This window comes from Bradyrhizobium sp. UFLA05-112 (assembly GCF_053572325.1).
The window spans coordinates 1-25,689 of sequence record NZ_JBANBK010000105.1 but is presented as its reverse complement, the minus strand read 5'-3'; the positions used below and the strand labels follow the sequence as shown (position 1 = coordinate 25,689).

General features: G+C 57.3%; 14 protein-coding genes and 5 pseudogenes. 5 read left to right on the top strand and 14 right to left on the bottom strand.

Translation table 11 applies throughout. The features are described 5' to 3' along the window. Positions 1-572: 572 nt before the first annotated feature. Positions 573-1,598, bottom strand: coding sequence for a radical SAM protein (locus SO180_RS37245; protein WP_449383775.1), 1,026 nt, complete (start codon positions 1,596-1,598; stop codon positions 573-575). A gap of 685 nt (positions 1,599-2,283) precedes the next feature. Between SO180_RS37245 and SO180_RS37240 the strand changes: the two genes are divergently transcribed. Then, a complete protein-coding gene (locus SO180_RS37240) occupies positions 2,284-2,967 on the top strand; it encodes a hypothetical protein (protein ID WP_449383774.1) in 684 nt (227 codons plus the stop codon). Here the strand turns inward: SO180_RS37240 and SO180_RS37235 are convergent. Next, positions 2,923-3,740, bottom strand: a pseudogene (locus tag SO180_RS37235) (transposase). The gene SO180_RS37240 and the pseudogene SO180_RS37235 sit on opposite strands and share 45 nt — an antisense overlap. Positions 3,741-3,952: 212 nt before the next feature. Further along, positions 3,953-4,151 (bottom strand): annotated as a pseudogene (locus SO180_RS37230) (IS3 family transposase); the annotation flags it as partial. Positions 4,152-4,581: 430 nt separating this feature from the next. On the opposite strand from SO180_RS37230, the gene SO180_RS37225 reads away from it, so the two are divergent. Next, the gene (locus SO180_RS37225) at positions 4,582-4,752 is read left to right on the top strand and encodes a hypothetical protein (RefSeq protein ID WP_449383773.1); all 171 of its coding nucleotides are present in this window, start codon (positions 4,582-4,584) and stop codon (positions 4,750-4,752) included. After that, entirely contained in the window at positions 4,742-6,811 is a 2,070-nt protein-coding gene (locus SO180_RS37220) for a recombinase family protein (protein ID WP_449383772.1), read from the top strand. The genes SO180_RS37225 and SO180_RS37220 overlap by 11 nt, the downstream gene beginning before the upstream one ends. Here SO180_RS37220 and SO180_RS37215 read toward each other — a convergent pair. The 5 genes and pseudogenes from SO180_RS37215 to SO180_RS37195 all read right to left on the bottom strand — a co-directional run. Further along, positions 6,811-7,869, bottom strand: a pseudogene (locus tag SO180_RS37215) (IS3 family transposase); the annotation flags it as partial. The gene SO180_RS37220 and the pseudogene SO180_RS37215 sit on opposite strands and share 1 nt — an antisense overlap. Before the next feature lie 410 nt (positions 7,870-8,279). Next, positions 8,280-9,635: an aspartate aminotransferase family protein gene (locus SO180_RS37210; protein WP_449383771.1), complete on the bottom strand. Its 1,356-nt coding sequence runs from the start codon at positions 9,633-9,635 to the stop codon at positions 8,280-8,282. Between the two features lie 94 nt (positions 9,636-9,729). After that, positions 9,730-10,050 carry a hypothetical protein gene (locus SO180_RS37205; protein ID WP_449383770.1) on the bottom strand — a complete coding sequence of 107 codons (321 nt, stop codon included), beginning with the start codon at positions 10,048-10,050 and terminating at the stop codon, positions 9,730-9,732. A gap of 289 nt (positions 10,051-10,339) precedes the next feature. Next, entirely contained in the window at positions 10,340-11,206 is an 867-nt protein-coding gene (locus SO180_RS37200; protein WP_449383769.1) for an SDR family NAD(P)-dependent oxidoreductase, read from the bottom strand. Between the two features lie 321 nt (positions 11,207-11,527). Continuing rightward, on the bottom strand, positions 11,528-12,814 hold the full coding sequence (locus tag SO180_RS37195) for an aminotransferase class I/II-fold pyridoxal phosphate-dependent enzyme (protein ID WP_449383768.1): 1,287 nt from the start codon (positions 12,812-12,814) through the stop codon (positions 11,528-11,530). A 1,156-nt stretch (positions 12,815-13,970) separates the two neighbouring features. Between SO180_RS37195 and SO180_RS37190 the strand changes: the two genes are divergently transcribed. Then, a complete protein-coding gene (locus SO180_RS37190; protein WP_449383767.1) occupies positions 13,971-14,258 on the top strand; it encodes a hypothetical protein in 288 nt (95 codons plus the stop codon). A gap of 976 nt (positions 14,259-15,234) precedes the next feature. Here the strand turns inward: SO180_RS37190 and SO180_RS37185 are convergent. Both SO180_RS37185 and SO180_RS37180 read right to left on the bottom strand, forming a co-directional pair. Further along, positions 15,235-16,233, bottom strand: coding sequence for an NADPH:quinone oxidoreductase family protein (locus SO180_RS37185; protein WP_449383766.1), 999 nt, complete (start codon positions 16,231-16,233; stop codon positions 15,235-15,237). A gap of 736 nt (positions 16,234-16,969) precedes the next feature. Beyond that, positions 16,970-17,302, bottom strand: a pseudogene (locus SO180_RS37180) (IS66 family transposase); the annotation flags it as partial. A gap of 684 nt (positions 17,303-17,986) precedes the next feature. Here SO180_RS37180 and SO180_RS37175 point away from each other — a divergent pair. Continuing rightward, positions 17,987-18,397 (top strand): hypothetical protein, encoded by a 411-nt coding sequence (locus tag SO180_RS37175; protein ID WP_449383765.1) that lies wholly within the window; start codon positions 17,987-17,989, stop codon positions 18,395-18,397. A gap of 376 nt (positions 18,398-18,773) precedes the next feature. Here the strand turns inward: SO180_RS37175 and SO180_RS37170 are convergent, their stop codons facing one another. The 4 genes and pseudogenes from SO180_RS37170 to ectB all read right to left on the bottom strand — a co-directional run bounded on the left by SO180_RS37170 (position 18,774) and on the right by ectB (position 25,576). Next, positions 18,774-21,263, bottom strand: coding sequence for a CaiB/BaiF CoA transferase family protein (locus SO180_RS37170; RefSeq protein ID WP_449383764.1), 2,490 nt, complete (start codon positions 21,261-21,263; stop codon positions 18,774-18,776). 871 nt (positions 21,264-22,134) lie between these two features. Continuing rightward, positions 22,135-22,872 (bottom strand): hypothetical protein, encoded by a 738-nt coding sequence (locus SO180_RS37165; protein WP_449383763.1) that lies wholly within the window; start codon positions 22,870-22,872, stop codon positions 22,135-22,137. Positions 22,873-23,287: 415 nt separating this feature from the next. Further along, positions 23,288-24,209 (bottom strand): annotated as a pseudogene (locus SO180_RS37160) (IS3 family transposase); the annotation flags it as partial. Positions 24,210-24,307: 98 nt separating this feature from the next. Continuing rightward, a complete protein-coding gene (ectB, locus tag SO180_RS37155; protein WP_449383776.1) occupies positions 24,308-25,576 on the bottom strand; it encodes a diaminobutyrate--2-oxoglutarate transaminase in 1,269 nt (422 codons plus the stop codon). Positions 25,577-25,689: the final 113 nt, after the last annotated feature.

The window sequence follows — 25,689 nt, the reverse complement described above, 5'->3', positions numbered from 1 at the left end:
GCCAAACAGATCGACCGTCAGCCCGCAACCGCCGCCGCCTGACCGGCCCGGCCGTCACCAAAATTTGGCGATAGCTCCTCGCGATGATCTGCTTGCTCTGTTGCATGGACGCTGCCTCGGCATTGTCGCCAATCTCGTTCCTGCCCTTTGCGCGCGAGCACGGTATGCCACTTCTCATTGATGCCGCAGGCTTTTTGGCCAGAAACTCCTGACCGCTGGATCAAGAACGGAGCCGATCTCGTGGTATACGCGAGTGGTAAGTGTATCCGCGGACCGCAATCCACTGCGATCGTCCTTGGTAAGGTGCGGCTCTGCAAAGCGATCTGGCGGAATGGCGACATGGACGCCAGATGCTCGCCCGTTGGCGATGCAGTCTCGATTAGAGTACGTCCGAGATGAGGACCGAGCTTGACGAGTACTATTACCTTTTACATCTTCTGATTGCCTCTCTCGCCTCTGCCTGGGTCAGAACTTCGGAGGCAACTCTGGCCAGAGGCTGACTCGGCCCAAGCACGCGACGAAACGGCGCCTTGTCGAGAACTAGCGAACTGCAACGGTTCAAGTCTCGCCGTTTATGCGCAGGCTGGCGCACGATTCTCGATATTCTTCAGAAGCGCTATCTGCGAGGGGCAATGGGCGCAGCCGCTGTTCACGCGATAGTTGTTCAGCGCCGGAGAGGTTCGCCAAGCAGTCTCCAGATCGAATCCAGGCGATCGGATGTTGCCGACGCGGAACTCGTGGCTGTCTGGATCCCCGACGACATAGGGACAGGGATACAGGTCTCCGTTTGTTGAGAGGTAGAACGAGCTGATACCGCAGTAGCATTCGTTGAATCTAACGTTCGGTCGCACTTCCGTCGTGTCAACAAAAATCGGCGGCAGCAGTTCGAGGCGTGCCGGAGTCTGCGCAGCCATCGCAATCAGGGCCTCCTGCAGGTCTCTAATCTCAGCAGCTGAGCCAAAAAGCGCTTCCTCGTTGTCAAGGGCGGCACCTGAGGCCAACATTGGTTGGATCCTGAACGAGTCAATGCCGATCGTAGACAAGAGCCGATAAGCGTCCAGCGCTTCACCGATGTTCCGCCGATTGGCGGTCATCTTGACCTGCACCAAGACCCCGCAATTGACTGCCTCAGCCATTTGACAGAGCGCGGACTCGTAAACACCCGCTTTGCCGCGGAAGCGGTCCACCGTGTCCATCCTTGCGCCGTCAAAGCTGAATTGAAAGATCAGCTTCCCAGGATCATCGAAGATCGCGACCACGTCAGGAATGGCAACCTGGCCGAACCCCCCCGTGTTCATTTGGGCCTGAAGCCCCCGTTTTTTCGCATGGGCCAATACGGCTGCGGAGCGTGGATAGACGACTTTGAGAAGCGGCTCACCACCGGTCACTGAGACCTTTCTCAGACAGTATTTGTCGACCAGCAAATCGATGAAGTCTGTCATCTCATCGATGGATAATTGAAACGGCTCGAAAAACCTCTTGTATTGATATCGATATTCTTTGGGAACATAGCAGTGGTTACAACGAAGATTGCAGTAAAACGACACACAAATTCTCGCGTGGTCGAAGACAATGGGCGGCGGTTTGTCGAGTGGCATAGCCTCCTCCTCAGTTATCGCAGCATAGGTCGAGCAAAGTTCAGGCCAATTCGATGCAGGGACCTGCCGAGATTTCTAGAGGCGCGATGTCACGGTCTGAACAACTCGGTGTGTTTGGCGCGTTTCCTTTCCGACAGACCATACGTTTTGCGCCAGCCGAATCGAATTGCGAGTCCCGACAAGCCGACCAGCGCACAGGCATCTCGGTTCGAGTGGCCGGCTGGCCCATCACAATTCTACCACCGATGTGAACACATCCTCCTATTCTGGATAAATTGAGATCGGTCGACTCGTCACGTTCTCACAGCGACTTCGCTTTAGAAAACTCCCGCCTGATGGCATTTGGAGGATGCCGGCCTTCAAATCGCCCATTAGAGATGGCCGCACGGCATCAATCGGGTGCTCACGGCGGTGCTCTTTTCACAGAGAGACGGACCAATCGCTTTTGACTAACTGTAGAAATATTCAGTTTCGACTTTCTCCGACCAGCCTCTATTCTGGCGTTGGCCTTCCCGCGCGCTAGCAAGAAACGGAGCGGGATAAGGACAATTGTCGACTGAAGCCACCATCATACGGTATAAAGTAACGTCAAGGCTCGACAGGCAATTGAATGCCCGCTCTGGGAAAGTACAGCGAACGACGCTCGGCGGAGGTCACCCCTTTCCGAGAGATCCAGGAGAATAGAATGCTCAGTTTCATTCAGCTGCGTACTGCTTCGGCCATCACGACGTCCGTAAAAGCTAATGCAATGACGATCGTGAGGACTGAACCAGGAACGGCCCCAGCGCCGGCGATCAAGATCGCATTGTCGAATTTCAATTCAAGCCCGAATTTCAATTCAAGCTTATCGATCACGGACGGCAGTGACTGGCGCACGGGGGGGCATCTCGCGGGTCTGCAAGTGCTCATCGACGCGGAACTAACATGGGCTGCTGAAAACAAACCACAGCTAATCGAAACCATTCAGCAATCCTTACATAGGCTATTCCTTCTCATGGCCGATGTCCCCTTCAACGTCCCTGACGGCCTGACCAACATGTCAATCAAGGGGGAACGCACACGCTTACACAAGCACGAAGATCGGAAGAAGCTGCTCGTGGAACTGGCAGAGTTTCTGATTGGATGTGCCTGGGAACGAAACGAGAGGCACGTAATCATCATTGACCGTGCTTGTGCGCTTTCCGATTCCGCCAAGACTCTCGTGAAACTTCTCGTGAGGTTTCAAAGCACAGCGGCCCTGTTTCGATTTGTCCTAATCGATTACGAAAATTGCCTCTATTTTCCTGGCGCCAACGAGTTGCATTTTGGCGGAAGTGCAAATGAGTTAGAACGGTTGGCTAGTCACGCGGCCCCACACTTCGCCACATAGAGTCCGCTGGGCGCGGTGGCAGAATCGTTTGACCGAGTCCAGATTCTGTCCGCGAACTCGGTCCATTTTAACGCCTCGCTGGATCTGCCTGGGATGAGTTCAGCGAGCCGGCGCTCGACTTGGTTGATCCATGAGGCAGAAGTCGGCGTAAAGTGGACAGGATAATGCGTCCAGCGGGCGAGCCACGCTTTGATTTTAACTCTGTGGGTGGCGCTTGTAGCATTTGTCAATGCTGAATCCCGAGGCAACATCGAGCGCAGCAATCAGCGAAATCGTACCATGCCGCACATAGCGGTGCGTACGGCGCTCCGGCTTGAGACAAGAGCTCGGTTCGGCCGGGGAATGTCTGGCTAGGTGCGGTTGCAAGCCGAACTCCACCCACATTCGGCAGATCGAGGTGTGACAAAGTCGGTTTCCGCAGCGCGGTCGGGACCTCCTAGTGCGTCGCGTCGGCTAGCGTCGTCCGCAACGTTCATTCGATCACCCTGATCGTCGTAGACGGTGCGAGGGCGGCCAGGATGAGCCTCATCAAGCAGACCATCGCAGCGATCCTTCAAAAATCAACGGCGCCACATGCCAACCGTGTGCTCATGGAGGCCGAGTCCGGTAGCCACGGACTCGCTTGGCAGGCCATCCGCACACCGATCGCGCGGCACCGCTCAGATCGACCGGACAACACGATTACGACGAACTTGCCTCTCCAAGTACGCCCACTCTTGCTCACTCAGCACCAGCGGCGTTATCGGCCGACCTCTCGTACCTGCATTCGCCACAAGCGCTCTCTTCCGCGCGTTTCGAGAGCTCTCTTATAATGTAACGAACTTGCGTTCGAGATGAATTGATATTCGCTCTAGAAGAACAGCAACGGATTCATGAGGCCAGCTGTCAGAAATCCGTTACTCTCCTGCCTTGATTCGCACGTCTTTTTCTTTCGCTACTCCAGACTACGACGGGCGTTTTTGTGTGGTGACCTTGCCCCCAAATTTTATCCAGTCCTGAGTTCGCCCTGGCGGTTGGATTTGCCGGGTTGGGCGGTGGTAGCGACGGGAGCTGGCGCGGAGCCCTCGACATAGCGCAGCGCCAGATCCTGTCGCGGGTGTGCATGTGATGGCAAACTCGGAGGGCGTCTTCCATCCGAGCTGCGAGTGTGGTCGTGCATCGTTGTACAACCGAGCTTGATAACACCCACGGGACCAGTTGTCGCGAAACTCTTGTATCGGTGGCATCCATGGTTCGGTTTGTCGGTCTTCGTCCACCAGGCGGTCGCCAAGACGACTGATGTTGTCTTCCGCTGCACGCTAAGCGGCTCCGATGCGACTCGTTGGCTTGAGATTCCCGCCTGGATGTTCGATCGCGCGGCTTGCTCGGATGATTCGGTCGTCACCGCCGCGCCTCATGTCGATTCATCGGCGCTGTTGGTGTTAGCGGGCCTTCTGTCGGATGTGCTGAAGGCGCGCACCGCGTCATCGAACGCCTTGCTTTCTGGCGCAATCATGACCTCTCACGATCCGAATCGAGGAGAGGCCCATGTCAGGCAAGACCACGACAATGGCGCAACGGCCGCCTTCACAGCGGAGCCGGCACAGGCAGGATCAGCGGCGTCAGGCGTCGCAAATGGACCTGTTCGCAAGCGGCCGGTCCAGTGGCGTCATCGGAGTGCCGGCTTGGCCAGAGCTGCCGGCAGAAGTGCAAGGCACGCTGACCAACCTGATGGCGCAGTTGATCCTGGAGCACGCGGACAACAGCAAGGCGGCCGTGACGACGGAGGACGGTCATGATTTCTGACAAGATTCGTCCCCATCATCTGGAGCGCAAAGCACTGCTCTATGTGCGGCAGTCGTCAGCCCATCAGGTGTTGCACAACAGGGAGAGCAGCGCGCTGCAATATGCCATGCGGGATCGGCTGTCAGCGCTGGGCTGGTCGCAGATCGAGGTGATCGACGACGATCTCGGCCGCTCGGCGGCCGGCTCGGTTCAGCGTGCTGGCTTCGAGCGGATGGTCGCGGAGGTGTGCCTCGGCAAGGTTGGCGCCGTCTGTGCACGCGAGGTCTCCCGCTTTGCCCGCAACAGTCGCGACTGGCAGCAACTGATCGAAATGTGCCGCGTGGTCGATACGGTGCTGGTCGATCAGGAGACCGTCTATGCGCCGCGCCACGGCAACGACCGGCTGCTGCTCGGCTTGAAGGGCAGCCTGAACGAGTACGAGCTTGACCTGTTGCGCCAGCGTTCGCTCTCGGCGCGTTACGAGAAGGCGCGCCGCGGCGAACTGGTTGTGGCGGCACCGGTAGGCTTTGTGAAGGCCGGCGATCGCTACGAAAAGGACCCGGACCGTCGCGTGCAGGATGCCATTACACTCGTCTTCGACAAGGTTCAGGAACTGGGCAGCGCCCGCCAAGCCTTGCTCTGGTTTCACGAGCACGATCTCGCGTTGCCAGTGAAGCAGAACAATGGCGATGTGGCCTGGCGGCGGCCGAGCTATTCCACTATCCACCGGATGATCGAGAACCCCATCTACGGCGGCGCCTATGCCTATGGTAGGACTGCGGTTGCGGCAGGCTATGGAGCCAACGGTGTCGGCGTGAAGATCCGCCGCAAAGCGCGCAGCGACTGGCTGGCGCTGATGCCAAATGCCCACGAGGGCTACATCAGTTGGGAGAAGGCCGAGGCGATCAGGACGATGGTCAGCAGCAACGTTCCCACCAGCAGTCATCATGGTGCCGCCAAACATGGCGACGCTCTACTGGCCGGCATAATCCGATGCCGCCGCTGCGGTCGCAAGCTGACGCTTCGATATACCGGCGCAAAGCATGGCATCCCGCGTTATAGCTGCAGCCGTGCCTGGATGGATAATGGCGAGCCGCAATGCATCGCCTTCGGCGGCCTACGCGTCGACGATGCCATCGAGGAAGCGCTTCTCGGCGTGGTAGGCCCCGGCGCCATCACGGCCGCGGTCGCCGCCGAGAGGCAAGCCGGTCAACGGCGCGATCAGGTGCGCGAGGCACTTCTGCGCGACCTTGAAGCGGCGCACTATGCGGCTGATCGCGCCTTCCGTCAGTACGACGCCACGGATCCCGCCAACAGGCTGGTTGCTGGCGAACTGGAGGTTCGCTGGAACAAGGCTCTCGCTCGCGTAGCGGAGGTCGAGAGCAAGATCGCGACGCATGGTGCAGCCATGCCGATGCCAGCCATCGCCCCGGCAGCGCTTGCCGCACTCGCCAAGGACCTCAAAACCGTTTGGGCGGCTCCAACGACCGACGCGCGCCTGAAGAAGCGCATCGTGCGCACGCTCATCCAGGAGGTAGTCACCGACATCGATCAGGAGGCAGGGGAGATCGTGTTGATCGTCCACTGGATCGGTGGCGTGCATAGCCAGATCCGTTTGCCCAAGCGCCGGCGCGGCCAGCGCAACAGCGCCTCAGCCGATGTGATCACGGCCGTCCGCCAGTTGGTGCTGATCGCCAATGACGATCTCATCGCCGGCACACTCAATAGGAATGGCCTTGTCACTGGTCACGGCAACCGCTGGACGCGGGAGCGCGTCACATCGCTGCGCTCGCATCACCGCATTCCGGTGTTCAAACCTGCTGATGACGGGATCGAGCCATGGCTCAATCTCAGCAACGCCGCGCGGCTTCTCAAGATCACGCCCAAAACCCTCAGACTGGCGGCGGAGGCCGGCGAGATCGCCGCCGTCCATCCCTTGTCCGAAGGCCCTTGGATCTTTGCCCGTACCGATCTCTCGGCATCAACCGCACAAGCAATCGCAGAACGCGCGCGCCAAAATCCAAAATACCCCACGGGATCGCATCCCGATCAGCAAAATCTCTTTCCTTCAACCACATAGACAGATGGGTGTTGTGATGCAGGATTGTAATCGGCCCGCCAACATCCGAGCGCGATGCGGGCCTGGGCCAGCGACGTGAACAGCGTCTCATTCAATAGTTCATCCCGCAGCCGGCCGTTGAAGCTCTCGATGAAGGCGTTCTGCATGGGCTTACCCGGCGCGATGTAGTGCCATGCCACGCGGCTCTGATCGGCCCAGGTCAGGATGGCGTTGCTGGTGAGCTCGCTGCCGTTGTCGCTGACCACCATTTTCGGCTTGCTGCGCTCAATCAGTAGCCGGTCCAGTTCCCGCGCCACCCGGGTGCCGGAGAGCGAGGTGTCGGCCACCAGCGCCAGACACTCGCGGGTGCAGTCGTCGACCACGGTCAGGATGCGGAAGCGGCGGCCATCGGTGAGCTGGTCCGATACGAAGTCAAGCGACCAGCGATCGTTGGGGGCCATCGGCACCATCATCGGGGCCCTGGTCCCAATTGCTCGCTTGCGGCCGCCACGGCGCCGCTGCGGCGCGGCGCCGCTGCACTGCGAGCTTCTCTTCCCGGTAGAGCCGGAAGAGCTTCTTGTGGTTGACCAGATAGCCCTCTCGCTTGAGCAAAACATGCAGGCGCCGATAGCCGAAGCGACGGCGCTCCTGGGCGATCGCCCTCATGCGTTGACGCAGGGCGGCATCATCCGCCCGGGTCGTCTGGTATCTGACGGTCATGCGGCAATAGCCGATGGCTTTACACGCCCGCCGTTCGCTCATCCCGTGGGCATCCATGAGATGCGCGACAGCTTTCCGCTTGGCCGCGGGCGTCACCACTTCTTTCCCAACAGGTCCTTCAGCGCCGCGTTGTCCAGCATGGCGTCGGCCAACAGCCGCTTCAGCCGCGTGTTCTCATCCTCCAGCGTCTTCAGCCGCTTGGCCTCCGAGACCTCCATCCCGCCAAACTTGGCTTTCCATTTGTAGATACTGGCGTCACTGACACCGTGCTTCCGGCACAGATCGGCAACTGAAACGCCAGCCTCGTGCTCCTTCAAAATCCCGATGATCTGCTCTTCCGAAAAGCGGCTGCGCTTCATGCTCTGGTCCTCGCGTGGGGCCAGAACGAACTTCAAACTGGATTAAGCCCGTGGGGCAAGGTCAGTGGCTAAACTGAAGTTTGATCTCGTAAGCCAAGATCGCCCGGCGCGATGCAACGGCTGTGGTTAGATTTACCTCGCGCGTCGGAACGCCGTCGGGTGCAGTCCGCCAATCAAAGTGAGAGTGCGTATTCCCACATGTAGCGATGTTCCCGATAGACCTATTGTTGCCTCATCTATTTTGCTCCCGAGCCAGGAGAGCGAAAGAAGCCGGTCGCACAACTGTTGGGCATTTCGAGCGCACCGATGTCGCGCTCGGTCCTAGACGGAGCACTTTAGCCAACCATTCGGCGGACCACCGCACCGTTCTTCTGCTCGACAAAGACGCGGACGATACATTGCGGAGTCCGTTACTTCGGTCGTTTGCGCATTTCTAACTGGTCCAGCATGTCTTGATGGGTGTCGAGAAAGCCTGCGAACACATCTATAATGAGCTTTGCGTCGGCTCGAGTCATCGGTGTCGAGATTGAGGCGGCGGCGCCATGCGGCAAGATAATGCCATTCTTCTTAAAGAAACGCGTGACCTGCTTCATTAGAGCTGCGCCGGCAGGCGTGGGAAAGATCTCGCGATAGTCATTCGGGAATTTTAGCCGCGGATGGATGCGAAACAGCGAGGCGGCGCCGGTCACGCACAGGGGCGCGTTCCAGGTTGAGATTGCGTGACCAATCCCGTCCCGGACAATGTTTCCAATGATCTCCAGGTTTGCAAAAGCCGCATGGTCGAGATACCGCATGTAGGCAAGGCCCGCGATCATGGATAGAGGATTGGCAGAGAATGTGCCGCCTTGAGGAAGCAGTGGCCGACCCGCTGAGGCATCGAAGACCCTCATCACCTCCTCGCGGCCGCCGATTGCTCCAATCGGTAAGCCGCCTCCGATAATCTTGCCCATCGCGACGAGGTCCGGAACAAGGCCATAGCGGGCAGAAGCACCTTGGAAACTTTGCCTTAGATTCAGGACCTCATCTGCAATCACAAGAATACCGTTCCTGCGGGCGGTTTCTTGAACCGCAGCAATAAATTCAGGCTTCGGCGCTACTAGACCACCGCGGCTTGGCATCGGATCCAAAATGACGGCGGCAAGATCGTGCGCATGCAATTGCAACAATCGGCGTACGCCCTGAACATCGTTGAAGCGGAGCACAACTACTTCATCCAGCACGCTAGCGGGCATCCCGCGATAAAAGGCCGTAGAATTAGGTGCAAAGGCGTCCCCCCAATTCTCCGGTGTCGCCGCTTGACTGACCTCGACCCAGTCATAGGCACCATGATAGGCCCCCTCGAGTTTTGCAATCTTCGAACATCCGGTAAAGGCTCGCGCCGCCTTGATCGCAAAGAGAACGGCCTCAGTCCCGGTATTGACGAAGCGAACACGATCAACCTGCGGAATGCGACCGCAAAGTAGTTCGGCGAGCTCGATCTCGCTTTCCGTCGGGTTTGCGAAGCAGCTGCCGCGTTGGAGTTGATGGGTTAACGCTTCCACGACTGGTGCGAAGGCATGGCCATGGATTAATGCCGTGAAGTTGCAATTGAGGTCGAGAAAGCGGCGGCCGTCGACATCGACCAGGTAGCTGCCCTCTCCGCGTTCGATATAGAGCGGCTCCGGATCCCGCTCCACGGTTACTCGGGACGTGCCGTCAGGAAAAACCAGCCGCGCCCGGGCAAAGCTGTTCTTGGACTTCTGCCCAACACTTGCGATTGCCGCCATACTAGAGTCTGCCCCCGCGGTTCATGATGTGCTCATCGAGCTATTTGCCATTTGCTTAGTGGGCCGAGCGCGCGCCACTTCTCGCCGAAAACACTCATTCGGGGGCCCCTATTCGCGCCATCTCCAGAACGCGGCCATTTCTCTGGAGCGAGATCGAATCGATCTGAACATCGCGACGCTTACCTGTCCCAGAAAAGCACCAGTTGAACATGTGCCTTTCCTTCCTGGCCATCGAACTTCGCCTTGCATGATCCTGCGCCCAACGATTCGCTCGGTAAGTCAATGCGACCTCAAGCAAAATGTAGCAACGCCGCTCACTGCCGCTCTCCGGCGCGTCCGCCGCAACTGGCACTCCGTTGTTCGGCGGTGTTTGTTGTAGCGTCATCGTGCCGCCGCTGCGCGCGTAGCGAACCATGCCGGTCGCCTCCGATTAGCCGCATCATATTCTATATGGCGAGTTGTCGACTGATGGTAGGCACTAACGATCGATAGAAACACTACCTACTCTGGTGAGGAATACTTGCTTTCACTACCTTTTGGGAAGCGCTGACTCCGCGTGTCAGTATCAAGCTTCCGCCCCGACATTGGCTAACTGCCTACTCGGCAGCTACTCGGCCGGCAACTTCAGGCACTAGGCAGTGCCGTTGTCTTCCTTGTCGTTAAGTTTGGCGCCGAGCTCGATCAAGAAATTGATATGCATGGGCCTAGGCGGCGAACTCCCCGCCCGTGATGTCGATTGTTGCACCGGTGATAAAGCCTGCCATCGGAGAGGCCAGAAAGGCTGCGACATGCGCTACCTCTTCAGCAGTTCCAAACCGGCCGACCGGAATCCTGCCGAGAGCGGAGCGGTTAACTGCGGCCTCAGGTGGACCACTCAGATCACTGAGAATCCGACCAGGAGAGATACAGTTGACCGTAATCCCGTGCGGAGCGAGATCCCGCGCAGCAGCGCGGGTGAAGCCGACTAGTCCCGCCTTTGAAGCGGCGTAATGCGGTCCGGCGATCAACGGCATAGCACGGCCCGCGAGCGACCCGACGTTGATGATGCGTCCATAGCCGTTCGCAATCATGCCGGGCGCCAATAGGCGGGTGAGAATGAAAGGACCGTTGAGATTGACGTCGATGACCCTCGCCCATTCTTCGAGAGATGTTTGCGAGAGCCACGGCGCATCCTGGTCCACTCGCTTGGGCGAGATGCCTGCATTGTTCACGAGAATCCCTATCTCGGCCCAACGTGCCTTGATTCGCTCCACAAATCCCCCGACCTCGCTTGGCAGCGTTACGTCGATCCTCTCAGCACAGAGCCGGTCGTCCGGGCAGCCGAGAATGTCAAGTGCTCGCTCTACGTGTTCCGGCATTGTCGCGACGAAAGCGACCTGATAGCCATCGGCCAGGAAACGGCGGACAATCTCCAGCCCAATTCCGCGTGATCCCCCGGTCACGAAAGCAACGCGCCGGCTCCTTTGGTCACTCAATTTTGCTTGTATCGACATAATCCTTAAACGGTCGTTCTTAGCGAGCGGGCCCACGGCGACGCGAGTAAATAGACTCAATGATTGAGGAGAAAGCATCGTCGTTTCGTTGCAGTATGCTCCAAAAACCGCTGGGTTCTCGCACTGGCTCCCTAAAGACTGGGGCGACGACTTTGAGTTCGCGAGAATCGAATATGTAATAGCGCGGTGCTCGGCCGGCTTCATCAGCGGTAGAGAGTTTCCTGATGACCGATTTGCGTGTCGCGCCTCGGTTGTGAGTAGTGGCGAAAGCGCCTCGCCCACGGGCGTGATCACGGTTCGGAGTGGTCGCGCTATACTTCGGAAATCGGAACATTTTCGCAACCACCACTTTCTCGTATTGGGCGGGGTCTATGAATCCCTCTATATCGCCTCATCACCTCAGGGGAGCGCCGATATCATACGTGGCCCAGCGGCTATGTCGGGCACCCTTTCCAAGATGCACTCGCACAGCCGCTCTATATCGCACACTTCGTGATCGGCCGTAATGCACACCCGAATCCCGGCTCTTCCCTGCTCAACTGTAGGGAAGAAGGTCACCGAAGTATAGAAGCCAGCATCGAGAAGCTCTCTTGCGACTGCAATCGCTTTGGATTCCGAACCGATTGCGATCATTCTAATCGGAAACGAACTGCCTTGCTGACCGGTTGCGACACGATAGTCAAAGATCTTGATCCGTTGCGCCAACCGCAGCTGCCGTTCGGCAAGTTCTGGCGACCGATGAATTTTACACGAGCCAAGCGCGGCACCAACCGCCGCTAGATTGGGAGCCACTGAAAATGCATAGGGTATAGAGTACCGTCGAAACAGAGCCTCATGGTCCGCCGTTCCGAGCATCACCATGCCGCCCGACGCGCCGAATCCCTTACCCAGCGAGGCTACTATGATCGTGCTATCGCCCAACATCTCCGGAAACTGAGAGCGAGCAAATCCTTCGCCTTGGCGCCCGAACAGCGATATGCCGTGAGCATCGTCGATATAGAGAAAGAGCCCATAGCGCTCCTGAAGCTGACGCAGTGCCTTGACGGGAGCACCGCCTCCCATAGAGTAAACACCATCGCATACATAGGCGACTACTGGATGCTCGCGGCATAAGCGCTCGAGAGCGTCGATATCGTTGTGCGCGATAGTTTCCACCCGGGTTTCATCAGCGACAACAGGCTTGTGATAGGCGAGCGAGATGTGAGCAAGACGGTCGAACGCGACGACTGGCTTTATTCCTCCTGTCAATTGGCCCGAAGCGAGAAGGGGCATCGCCCCTAAATTGGCGAGCATGACGGTGGAATAGGCGATTACGCGTGCGCAGAACATCTCCGACAGAGATATTTCGAGCTGCGCCAAAAGATCAAAATTGAGTCGCGTACGAGCGCATGACCAGTGCAACGATTGATGCGCCTCAATCGCATCAATCGCACCAGCGACAATCACGGGATGATTGTCTAGTCCCAAGTACGAACATCGCACGAAATCAATTCTCTCAGGTCGACTGTCGAGAGGGCCAGCACCCAAAACAAAGGTGCGTCCGGTCATCGAACGACCTTGGACAGCCATAAGGCCCGCCGCGTGAGCTGCGTCGAAATACGGACGACTCTTGTTCACTACATAGGCGGTGTTCCGAAAATGTCCAGCCGGTCGGCTATTATTGTCGGGCGGGCTCCGCTGTTGCATTTCATTCTCCGTTCCATCTGCAAATTGAGCGATCGTCCGTTTAAATCGGTGGGCGCGACGAGGCGCGTTGACAACAGCGGATCAAGCTTGAGGTTCTGTAACATTCCTCCTATGGGCAACTCGACCAGCAAGCCAATTTAAACCACTACCAGGCTCGCTTGGGCAGCTACCGAATCGGATAGGTTAGCTAGTTGGAGCGTGACGGCCTAGAGTAGGTGCTTCTTGGCGGCATCTCGCTCTAACTGTTGGGGCGCGGCTGCCGAGAGCGAAGGCTTCAAAGGTCTTCTGACTTCCGGCCATAATCGCTCGCCTCTCGGCTACTACAATGGCAACGCAGCATCGTGAAGCCAACTCGTGGACGCGATCAAGCGCATCGCTGATCGATTCAACTGCCTCGGAAATTTCAATATGCGCTCTCTCAACGAGTAAACTCCGTCACCGTGGAGCTGCCGACCTCGCGCTGCGCGACAGCTGTTTACCGGGAATGATGTTTTTGGCGAGCGGCATCTTCCCGAGCCGGTTTGAATGTTACCGGCCGACTTGCTCGGGGCTGCAAGAAACATCGTGAGATACGAGGCTCTGGTGACCCCGATCCAAGCATTGACTAACGACGGGAGCGATCCACCTTTGCGGGCTCACGCCTACGTCACAGCGGCAATTGAAGCGATCCGCGGCTTACTCGGGGAGCAAAAAGCTGGACTAGATCCTTCGGTTGCACCGCCGGGCAAACCGGCCGGGCTTCAACATGACGCCCGGCGCGCACTGACGGGCTCACCTGTTCCAACAACTGGTGGCTAGACTCCTCTCGTTGGACGGTATCGCGCAATCGATATCTATTTAAGAACCTGACGTTGCAAAGGACTCAGCTCGGCATCGCTTTCAACAGGGAAATTGGCAGGCACGCGTATATCTCTTACCAGTAGGGGCCAGCAGATGCATGGTGGCACACCAATTGCTGCGCTGAGGAGCAAAGAGTCCAGCTGCCCGAGTGCGAAGACGCGGTCGACAGCGCCGAAGCAGCGAACATCAAGGTCGCGGTTACTGCGAACTTCACCTAACCGCAGCAGACGAATGATCCTTGCGGAGACCGACCGTTACCTATCTGAGCTGGGAAGTGTCCAGTAACGATCATTCCTTCGGAAGCCATGGAATAAAAATGAACACGAAACATCTCGAAGCTTTTTCACCCAGCTCGGCGGCATCGACCGTATTTGTCGGCAGGGATCCTCGCGGCAACTGGGTTGCCTGCGAACAGAACGGTAGTTTTGGCGGCTTGTTCGTGAATCGCGCTGAGGCATTCAAATACGCGCTGTTCGAGAATGGCCATCACCCAGAACTCATCATCGAGCTAACACAGCAAATAGAGCTTATATTTCCGCTAGCGGCAGATCGCCGGTACGATGTGCCGAGAGTGATATGTCGGGCCATTGAGAAGGTCGACTAACGCTTTGCTGCGTGCAACGGGAACAAAACTTCACTCTTTTACGGGACCATCCACTGGTGGGGTTAATGCGGGCGAAAACATGGAAGTTGATCTCTCACTAGGACGCCGATTTGGTCGCGGTTCCGAACCTGTGCAAGATAGGACAGTGCGTCAGCATCTCTGCGGCCAATCAGTGGCGGCGGCGCATGCTTTGCCTTCACCTTCCTCGGAGGCTCTCTGTTATCACGATTGTGGATGGAGCCACGCGCGAAACGAACTCGATATGAAACCACGAAAGCTACAGCAGATGCTCATTCGAACCGAAGCTGGCGTTAGTGCCGCAGTGGCAGCTGCCTTCCGATCTCTCGGCATGTCAGTGCGTCCATCAATTTCGGGCGATTGGCTGATGGGGCACATAGGGATTCCTCACCCCATTCGATGAAGAGGGCGACATAAATCTGGGATGTTTAGAATGCCCCTACTCTCCCTGCCTACCGTAAGACTATTGGATATGGAAAAATCAAGCGCGACAGACATTTGCAAAGATGCGCTTTCGACGAGCCTCGCTCGGCCTTCGCGATCCGATTCCGTTTTTTCTCCATCCAAGTCCCCAGTTCGTCCGATTCGCGCAAGCACACTACCAAGCCAAGCCGCGAAAGGGACTCAGGAATTTCCATATGCGATAGCTCTGCCCCACCGCGATCAGCTAGAATGATCTTAAGCAGCGTCGGCATGACAGCATCCAAAGCGACTTCGTCCAAAAACGTCGCCCCGTTGTTGCGGAGGAAAGATCATCATAGCCTAATATTGTTGTCCTGGCGGTTACGGGACAATGGGCGCAACATATCGTCACGTCCTTTCAATCGGTGCTGAGCGCGGGACCGGCTGCGCTGATCTATCTGCTGTCATTAATTTTACCCCCCGCGAAGACGAGCCGCAATTCTCGCGCACGCGTTCATAAAACTCCTGACAACCCCGGTGCGGCGTTTGACATCCTCTAGTCGATATTGACGACGATCTTTCCCATGACCTTTCGATCGGCCAGCTGGGCAATGGCATCGCCGGCCTTCGTCAATGGAAAGCGCGTCGAAATGCAGGGGCGCAGCTTGCCACTTTGATACCACTCGAGCAACTCGCCTGCGCTGCTGCTAAGATGATCAACATTACGGTCAAGCCACGGCCCCAAGAACACACCGATAATCTGGCAAGACTTAAGGAGTGGAAGATTGAGTGGAATCCGTGGAATGCCTGCGGCAAATCCTACAACGAGGAAGCGACCGTCCCAAGCTATTGCGCGCAAAGCCGCCTCTGAGTAGTCACCACCAACGACATCACATACAACGTGAGCGCCGTCCGGGTAGCACGCCTCTTTGAGAACGCGCGCGGCGTCTTTGCGGGAGCATGAGTCAAACGGCCCAGTCGGGTAGATCACCGCGTGGTCTGCTCCGCGCTCTCGGACTAGTGTCGCTTTCTCAGTTGTAGATACAGCAGCCACAACGCGACCGCCCATCGCTTTTCCAATTTCAATTGCCGCAAGGCCAACGCCGCCGGCTGCTCCAAGCACAAGGAGTGTCTCCCCGCTTCTCAGAGTACCCCTCTCTTTCAATGCGTAATAGGACGTACCGTAGGTGAGCAGGAACGCGGCGGCTTCGTCAAACGGCATTTTGTCCGGCATCGCCACGCAACGGCTCGCGTCTATGGCAATCTTCTGCGCCATCGCCCCCCACCTGGAAACTCCCATGACGCAATCACCAGGTCGAAAGGAACATACACCGCTACCAATCCCTTCAACGACGCCAGAAAACTCGGCACCAGGTGAAAATGGCCGTTTTGGCTTGAATTGATACCTATCTTGGATGATCAGTGTGTCCGGAAAGTTTACCCCGCTTGCTTTGATGCGAACGACAATCTGACCGGCGGCAGCCACGGGATCGTCCACTTCTTCTAGCACCAGGGTTTCGGGCCCCCCGGTCGATTTACTGATGATCGCCTTCATGCGTACTCCGTGGCCGCGTATGCTTCGAACCAGAGGAGCGCAAGTGTGGCTAGGCCATCATGTACGCCCTTCGATTGCAAGGGATTAAATGCGCTTGTCGATCTGCACCTTTCGTGATGAGCTGAGTCGCGGACACTTACTAACTGATAATCTCAGCTAACAACGGATCTAAATACTACCTGCTCTGGTGGGGACTATTTGGGGAACGGTGTATCAGTGCGTTCAACAGCGCGACATAGCATTGTTCTAGAGCGGTAGCGGGTCGGTTGGGCTGCGGTTCCCGGCAGATATTGTTGCCGGGCCAGTTCGACGAGCTGGCAATTTCAATGATATAGCGAGCAGATGTGCTCTCCGCGTAGCGCAAATGCCGTGACGGTACCGATAGCCAGCCACGCCGCGCACAGCTCCGTACTCACCAAGCCCCGTACCGAGGCTGGATATCCTGCTAACGACTGCATAGAAAACTGTGCGATCGCGGTCAGCAGCTCCAACCCTGAAGGTGTAGCTCGCGCTGTAGAGCTGCTGGCCAGAGAACAGTTGTGGTGAGGCCTCAGCGCCGATTCGCCGGATGAAGGCAAGATCGGTCGTATCGTCGCGATTTGCGTATGTTTCCGGCGGTGGCCGCCTTGTGATTTTAAAGGCTTGTCGTTCGAGGACATGAGCTTAAGCATGTACCGAGCTTGCCAAGGAGACGCTCATGCAACGGAAGCAGATGAAAGGCTGCCTGCGTCACCTAGTTCGCAAGCGTCGAACGATCGAGCTCAATGCTTGGCGGGCGTAAGATGGCGCCTGCAGGTAGAGCGGCAGGTGATCGGCATATTTGGAGACCAGAACCTGGGCGACGGTGGCCTTGGTCGGCAATCCATCCTCCATCAGCCGAGCCGGCGCCAGCATGAAGCCGTCCTCGCAAGCACCGCAGGCGTATCTGGGGCCAGGTAACAAGGATCCGGCAGGTCCAGCCGCTCGCTTTAATCCTCGCCGATCCGGTGTAACTCGCCCCAGCAGGACAGGTCTTGTCCTCGATGTTGGCGACGAGCTCGATTCGAGGTAAGTGTGCCGCAAGGTTGCCGCACGCACTAAGGTCGCAAGCCCTTCCATCCCTTGCGGAAGTCTGCCGGTTTGATCGCCACCAACACCTGACCGCACTCGGCGCTCCGATCACCGGATTGCCTTAAGCGTCTGCACGATCGACGCAATTATCGTCGCGTCCGCGCCACGACCGGCAAATCGCTATGCCATCCACTTCGATCTCGATGATGCCGGCGTCCATCTTGGCTTACAGCGCATCACCTTGCGCTCTCGACTGAAGTCAGGTGCCGGCGCCGCTGCATCCACCACCGCCGGCACAAACGGTACTTCTTCCGTCCCGGATTGATCGTCCACGGCTTCTCTCAACTTGACGTCGCCAGCCGAACATTCCTGCGGTGACAATCGATGCCGCCGGGCTACCAAACAGACCGACTCACCACTCGTTACGATCTCGGAACCTATCCGTGCCTTGTCCTCGTTGCTCCACTTCCGCCGACGACCAGATCCGGTGAAGACCTCCAGCCGCCGCACCGGCTCGTTGATAGCATTACGTACTGTGTCCATTCTAAGCTCACCGCGACCGACCGCAGACTCGCAGATCAAACTGTCATCCGGGTGGCCTATGAACTGCGCTTACCATGTACTCAATGCGGGCTAAAGTTTTAGGCGCTGAACGTCGGCGCCGGCAGAGTTACGACGAGAAGGTTCGTCTCCACGAAGAATCTTGCAAGCTGGTGAGGCGGTCAGCGGAGTTGCCCGCCGACTTGGATCGGCTCAAAGCCTACTGTTCACCTGGCGTCGGCAGGCGCTAGGGCCAGCTGGGCGCCGACTAGGCGGAGATGTTCCCGGCCCGTCCTTCACAGACCCGGCGCGCGGATCGCAGGTGGCTTCCTCTGAGTTTTTTGCAGCCGCCTTTTCTCAGCTGCTCTCGCTGTTGTTCTTGATGCGCTTGGAGCAAAAGCCATTGTGCGGGCGCGCTTCGCCGGCCGGTAGACGACGATTGGCACCTTCTGTCACTGCAAAAATACTTAGGTCGACCGAGCTTGCTTTGTCGCCGATATTCAATCAACCTACGAGGTTACTCGTGCTATCGAGTTACGGGTACCGGTTGGAGATCTTGGACGTGAGATCGTAGAGAATCAGGTAACAACGGTGGGTCCAGAACCGTTCAGCCTTGCTTGTAGGATCCCAAGAATCTCACTATGCTTCTATGCTTGCAAGCTTATAATTTCGCCTTCATGCTCTGTAATGCGACTCCCATTCAAGTTTTCTGTTTTGGACGTCGCAGGTCATTGTAGACGCGCAGCTTAATGAAAAGACGTTCATTTGGACATCCGCACTATGGCGGCGACGCTTTGTTTGATTCGCAACAACGGCCACCGGACACCCGTTTGCGCACAAATCTAAGTCAGTGGTGTGCACCGCTGTTTAGTGCGAGCAAGCGCTGCGCCCCACTGATCAGCGGGTGACCAATCTGTCATCCGCGTCATTAACCTGCGCGATTGCGTCGACTAGTCAGCCTGAGCTTGGTTTGCGAGCTCCTCTTCGGAGAGCATCACCGTGCCGATGATGCCCTCTCTCTCGAGGTGTTCGATCTCAGCGTCGGAGAGCCCGAGAAGCCCTGACAAGACGTCTCTGTTATGTTGTCCGAGCGTGGGGGCCGCCGTGTGGACCGCATAAGGCCCGGCACCTTCGCGAATGGGCATTGAGGGCTGCGGGTGCAATCCAACGAACGCGCGGTCGAGTTCCTGCAGAAACCCGCGCGACTTGAGATGCCGATCCCGGAGCAGATCAATTGGCAGGCGGGCGACGCCGGCCGCAACCCTTGATGCTTGCAACTGAGACATAGCATGCTCCGCATCGCGGGTGAGCATCCAAGCTTCGATGCTTCGCTCGATCACATCCTCGATGCCGCGGCGAGCTTCCGCAGATCTCAACGATGCATCCATCGCCCAGTCTGGCCGGCCAATAAGATGCGCAAGCCTCTGCCACATGTCCGCATCGCTTGCGGCTACCACAATCCAGTTGTCCTCACCCGCACACCGGAAACAGCCATGCGGCACGAATTGCGGATGTCGATTGCCATACCTTGGCGGCGGCATACCGCCGATCGAGTGGACAATGATCCATGGCGCCGAAAACGGCATCATGCATTCGATCTGCGCAAGATCAATGAACTGTCCGTGCCCAGTGTCGCGGGCGTGTGCCAGCGCAACCAGAACTGCAGCGCAGCCGTTCAACCCACCAACGGCATCCCCGAAGGCGGAATGACTCATGACGGGCGGCCCATCGGAGTTTCCGACCACACCGGGCAACCCCGAGCCTTGCTCGAGCGTCGAGCCGTACGCCCGGCAAGCCCGATGGACGCTGTCCGCACCAAAGGCTGACATCGACATCATGACGAGCCGAGGATTGAGTGCTTTGAGCACATTGTACCCAAGTCCCAGCTTCGGCAGCACATCGACCGAATAATTGTCGACCACAATATCGGCTGCCGCCAGAAGTCGCTTTGCAAGGGCGATGCCACGCGGCCGCCTCAGGTCAAGTGTGATACCGCGCTTGTTGCGGTTCATAATACAGAAGCACTGCGTCTTTTCGTACATCTGGCCGTCGACGTAAGTGGCTCGCCGGTCAACACCGCGCCACCAATCCGGATACTGGATAGCCTCGATCTTAATGACATCCGCACCGAGATCTGCCAGTGTGCGCGTACATAGTGGGCCTGCCCAGCCCATCGAGAAGTCGATGACGCGAATTCCCTGCAGCGGCTGCCCGCCGGCATCGGATCGGTTGGCCAACTCCGAGGCAGTGCCAGTCAGGCGTCTTCGGGTATCCGCGAAACCCTGTTGCTCGCCGGGAGCCGGAATTTTTCCGCCTCGGCGGGGCGGCGTCAGTGTTAGCCGTTGCATCGAACCAGCCGTCAGGCCCTTTTCTTCGCCGAGTCGAATCGGCACGATTGCGCCCCGCGCCTTCTTCTCCCCGTCCTGGAGCAGATCGGATATTTCGGGCACTGGCACGATCGGGATCTTGCGCTTCCGTCCCTCTGCGAACCATTCCTGCGCTGTCCGCGTCTTCAGTCTCGGCATAAGCTGCTGTTCAATCTGCTCCACCTGATTCAGACGATCTGCGGCCAGGACCAGAGCTGGATGATCACGCAATTCGGAGAGGCCGAGCATGTCGCAGAATGCGCGCCATTGCCCAGGCGTGACTGTCGTAACGCCAACCCAACCCTTTCTGGTTTCGTAAATGCCGGCCGGAAAGGTCATCCAGAAGCGGTTCACGCCAATCCGGCGCATCACGTCGCCTCGCGAAAACGCCTCGAACAGGTGATACTCGCTGAGAGCGAGGCTCGATTCGAAAATGTTGAGCGACCACGATCGACCCGCCGCGCCTCGCGTTCGTGCGACTGCCGAAGAAGCCGCCGCGATGAAGCCCCAAAGCCCGGCGAGGATACCCGTCTGGAAATCCGGTGCGTGCAACGGCGGCCCCTCAGTTGGTCCAATCAGCTTGATGAGCCCTGCGAGCGCGCGTACAGTCGAATCGGTCGCGGCGAATCCAGCATAGGGACCCTCGCGGCCGAACCAACTCGCTTCGAGGTAGATCAATCCGGGACGTCGCCGGATCGCGTCGACATCAAAGGATGGGCAATCTGCGGGATCAATGTCGCGGCCATCGACCAGAATGTCGCAATCCTCAATTAGTGCCGTCAGCCGTGTTATGGCGTCTGGGTTGGTCGCATCGATGATGACGCTTGATTTGTTGAAGTTAAGGAATGCGAACCACGCGCTTTGGCCGCCCGGCGTAAGTGGTGCGCTACGGCGAAGTGGATCGCCTGCTGGTGGCTCGACCTTCTGAACGTCGGCGCCGAAATCAGCAAACAAGCGCGTGCAGTAGCTGGTTGCGGCCGAGCTACCGATCTCCACGATCCGCAGATGCGATAACACTCCCATCAAGGACTCCATTTTACCGGCCACGCTGATTTCTCGAACATCTTCGGCCACTCGGCGTGAGCTTGTGGCCACCGCGAGCGCGGTGCTGCATATCAGGCATTGACGCACGGTGCTCGCGCACAGTTGCTAGGTAGTATCGGGGCGAACAACCCGCTATGAGACCACGTCTCCGCAGGATCACATCTCGAACACCGAGGCAATCGATACGTCAGTGCCGTTCGTATCGAGCTTCACAACCTTCTCTTCGCGCCCGGACGGGTTGGCGACGGCCTCTATCTCGTTGCGCAAGCCAAGCCATCGTACCACTCCAGTTCTATGCCGCGGAATTCGCCGATCGGCAACGCCGCATAACCCCCGGTTAACCGGCGGCCGCACTATCGGGCAATCAAGATTCATCGTGGCATTCAAGATCAAGTTGCCCATGCGCGATTGCGGATACTCCTTTCACCAGGACCGTTGCCGCCAATTTTTTGTTCCTACCTATAATTGCGTGTCGATGCGCGCAGCGCTTTGACAGCTCCCAGAGAATAGCAAGGACCGTGCCATGGCAGACTAGAAGAATAGGTAAGTTCGGATATACATAGACTCCGGTCGACTCACCAACGTTTGTCGCAAAAGGTCGAAGTACAACGCATCCACACAAGCACGCGTCTGGCTCTGTCGCAAACAAAACGATACCGACCAGGCGCAGCGGCTCGCGGTTGGGTACTTCCTTGCCAGGGGGCGTCAGGCCGTCCCGCCAAGGCCCTTGGCCTGACGTCTGATTGTGCTTAGCCACAAAACTGGGCGAACACCAATCTCGCGGTTGCCACGAAATTCACTGAGCAGGTCAACTAGATTTCAGGGGCCTTCAAATAGAGAGCCGGCAATGAGATAAGCGTCGAATTCGCAAAACCAGCATCCCCCCGACTGCAAACTAAGCCTAAATCCTGCCCGGCCGCGCCGGAGAAGACAGAGCTAAAAGGAGTTCGGCTCGATCGTGACGCTCAACTTGGCTTCTCAACTCCTCGCGAGTTAGCCAAATTAACCAATCGTCGTCGACAATATCCTCTTCTACCAGCTGTAATATCGACCCGCCTGGTTCATGATGCAGCATTTCGTATCGAGCAACGAGCCCCTTTTCTAGCGACCAGCGCGCCACAAGCGAACATAAGAAATCAGGAGCCCACATAGCAAAAGTTACACCGTGCAATATTCCTGCTATGATCTTGGGCACGCCCTGTCCTCTAAAGTCTTTGCGAACCCAAAGATCACCATGATAGGCTACTTTCCCAGTTATTTTCTTCGCGCTTGGTGCCGTGCAAGTACAACGATCGAGAGGATGGGCATGTATGGTAGGATCGGCGTAAAACGCCTTCAGGGATTGAAGATGTTCTGCAAAGTTGCTGTGCGAAAGATCATACAGTCGAGCAGCCTCTAAAACAGCGACATCGTTATTCTTGTCCACCCCTATGATCCAATATCCTTCGCCTGACTTAATTGGCGAGCGATCTGGCCGGAAATTTGGATATGTGGGCCCCTTTGTAGGAGTGGCCCGTGTGATAGAGACATATTCATGAAAATCGAATCCTATCGAAAGCCTGATGCCTTTCTGGGCGGCGGCGTCATCATATACTTGAAGGAAGCGCGCGACTTGCAACGGATTAAATACGCTTGTCATTACTGCACCTCCTTTTCATCGCTAACCGTAAGGCGACGAGTTACTAGCTAACAGTAGAGCACTAACAATGAATCGCGACACTACCTACTATGGTAAGACACTTTGTTTGATATTTGAGGAAGCGATGCGTACCAGCATTCAGCCCGTTCTCGAGCGGTAGCGGGGCGATAGGGGCTGCGGCTTGCGGCGGATGATGTCGCGCAACCAAAACAACGAGTTTCGCACCCGTGTCGGGCATCGTCCTTCAAGGGCTATGAGTACGAAGGTCCGCCTTTCACCGAAACGCCTCTTGCTGTGATCGCAACCGCTTCCCCGACGAGGTTACGGATTTTAGATGGTGAGACAGCCCGGCAGGCGAATTCTAAGGATCGGCGTCGGCGCGGAAGGCGCCTCCTTCGGTGACCTGAGCCCTTTCTTACATCCAGCAATGGGACGGGCGCGGAGCCCCGACGTAGCGCAGCGTCCCGCCACGTTTGCGTATCGGGAGCGCTGCGGCTGGCGTGAGATTGCCGGCACCGCTATGCGGTCGAACGGTGTTGTAGTCGTCTTTCCAGAACGACAACACTTGGCGGGCATGGGCGAGAGAGCTGAACAGCGTTTCGTTCAAGAGCTCATCGCGTAGGCGGCCATTGAAGCTTTCGACGAAGGCATTCTGCTGCGGCTTACCGGGGTCAATGTACTGTCATTCCACCTGTCGTTCCTGTGACCAGTGCAGCATGGCCATGCTGGCCAGCTCAGTGCCGTTGTCGGAAACAATCATCGCTGGACGGCCGCGGATTGCGATCACGGCGTCGAGATCGCGCGCGACCCGCAAGCCTGGCAGAAACGTATCAGCGGCCGGCGCCAGAAATTCGCGCGTGAAGTCATCGACGATGGCCAAGATGCGGAAACGACGGCCATCGTCATCGCGTCGGAGAGGAAGTCGAGGCTCCAGCGTTGGTTGGGGCCTTGCGGCAGGGGCATCGGACTCCTTATTCCCGCGTGCGGCCGCCGCGACGACGCACCTGCAGCCGTTCCTCACGATAAAGGCGACGAAGCTTCTTGTGATTCATGACAATGCCTTTGCCTGAGCAGGATGTGCAACCTGCGATAGCCGAACCGTGGGCGAACGGACGCCAGAGCGCGCAGCCGTGTCCGCATTGCCGCCTCGTTTGATGCTCCGATACCGCACCGAAGCGCGATCGGTGCCAGGCGCCGAACACGCCCGCCGCTCGCTGACCTCATAGGCGATCTGAAGGTGAGCGACGGCCTCACGCCTAGCGGCGGGCGTGCCATCTTTTTGCTGCGACGTCCTTGAGCATGGCGTTGTCGAGCATCGCCTCCGCCAGCAGCTTCTTCGTAAGCGGCGCATTGCCCGCACCTTGTTGTGCCTACCCATTTGGAGGAGATTGCGGGGTTCAGGTCAGCGCGCACTTGTCTGGGTGAACAGCGGAGGTCAAGTCACGGCCGATCTAGTCTGCTTCAGAGTTTCGGCCAAAGACTCCTCAAATATGTCAAGACCTTGATTTAGCGTCTCAGAATCGATCGTAAGCGCAGGCAGGAATTTGATAACCTGATCATCAGGCCCACATCGCTCGAGAATCAATCCCTTCTCAAATGCCTTGCGTGTCGTAGCCCCCGCGATTTCAGCCACTTGGCAGTCAAACCCAAACACCATGCCCCTCCCTCGGACAGCAAAATTATTTCCATACTCGGAGGCAATGGCCTCGAGTCGACCCCGCATAAGTTCTCCCTTGTGCTGAATCCCGCGCGAAAAAGTCTGGCTGCGCCAATAAATATTTATAGCTGCGGTTGCAGATACAAGTGCAAGGTTATTTCCTCGAAACGTGCCTGTGTGCTCTCCGGGCCGCCATGCGTCGAGCCCCTCTTTGATCAACACCATCGATAATGGCAGACCGTACCCACTTAGCGATTTCGACAGCACAACAACATCTGGCGTTAACTCAGCAAACTCGAAGCTAAAGAATTCGCCCGTGCGACCACAGCCCATCTGAATATCATCAACTATGAAAAACGCGCCAACATTCTTTGCTATGCTCTGAATTGATTGCAACCATTTCTTGCAAGCTACGTTTATACCACCCTCCCCCTGGACAGTTTCGACGAGAACGGCAGCTGGACGATCAATGCCACTGCTCTCATCCATCAATACATTTCGCAAATAATCGGCGGTGTTAACAGCCGGTCCAAGATAGCCATCATAGGGCATGAAAGTTACGCCCGACAAAGAAACGCCGCTGGCTGCACGATAGAAACGATTACCGCTCGCGGCAACCGCCCCTAAACTCATGCCATGATATCCATGGGTGAACGAAATAACATTTTGACGTGCTGTGACTTTGCGTGAGAGCTTTAGAGCTGCCTCGATAGCATTAGCACCTGTTGGCCCCGTGAATTGCAGGCGATACTTCAGATCCCGCCCTCGAAGTATGACGGAGCTGAAAGCCTCCATAAATTCGAGCTTTGCAGGAGTGGCCATGTCAAGTCCGTGGACTACGGCGTCCGATGCTAGATACTCAGTAAGAGCAGCTTTGATCTGGTGATTGTTGTGCCCGTAGTTCAGCGTTCCAGCACCGGAGAGGAAGTCAATGACTTTTCGACCACCTTCAGTCATCATAATCGAGCCGAGCGCTCGGCTGAAAATAGCGGGGAACGAGCGCGAGTACGAGCGGACGTTTGATTCTAAGGCTTCGAAAGCCTGCATTTTTCGTCGCTCGCTAATCACTTCACCCATGGTGGTATCCTTTACAAGCACGTGGTTCGATCAACAAGCACGCCTCTCTGTTAGAGTTATTCGTACTGCTTGAACTGCGCATC

Coding starts and splice junctions, on each gene's coding strand:
- SO180_RS37185 (WP_449383766.1), bottom strand. CDS start 16,233: ATGAAGGCGATCATCAGTAAATCGACCGGGGGGCCCGAAACCCTGGTG.
- SO180_RS37205 (WP_449383770.1), bottom strand. CDS start 10,050: ATGGTTCGCTACGCGCGCAGCGGCGGCACGATGACGCTACAACAAACA.
- SO180_RS37165 (WP_449383763.1), bottom strand. CDS start 22,872: ATGACAAGCGTATTTAATCCGTTGCAAGTCGCGCGCTTCCTTCAAGTA.
- SO180_RS37210 (WP_449383771.1), bottom strand. CDS start 9,635: ATGGCGGCAATCGCAAGTGTTGGGCAGAAGTCCAAGAACAGCTTTGCC.
- SO180_RS37200 (WP_449383769.1), bottom strand. CDS start 11,206: ATGCTTTCTCCTCAATCATTGAGTCTATTTACTCGCGTCGCCGTGGGC.
- SO180_RS37240 (WP_449383774.1), top strand. CDS start 2,284: ATGCTCAGTTTCATTCAGCTGCGTACTGCTTCGGCCATCACGACGTCC.
- SO180_RS37190 (WP_449383767.1), top strand. CDS start 13,971: ATGAACACGAAACATCTCGAAGCTTTTTCACCCAGCTCGGCGGCATCG.
- SO180_RS37195 (WP_449383768.1), bottom strand. CDS start 12,814: ATGCAACAGCGGAGCCCGCCCGACAATAATAGCCGACCGGCTGGACAT.
- SO180_RS37220 (WP_449383772.1), top strand. CDS start 4,742: ATGATTTCTGACAAGATTCGTCCCCATCATCTGGAGCGCAAAGCACTG.
- ectB (WP_449383776.1), bottom strand. CDS start 25,576: ATGCAGGCTTTCGAAGCCTTAGAATCAAACGTCCGCTCGTACTCGCGC.
- SO180_RS37225 (WP_449383773.1), top strand. CDS start 4,582: ATGGACCTGTTCGCAAGCGGCCGGTCCAGTGGCGTCATCGGAGTGCCG.
- SO180_RS37245 (WP_449383775.1), bottom strand. CDS start 1,598: ATGCCACTCGACAAACCGCCGCCCATTGTCTTCGACCACGCGAGAATT.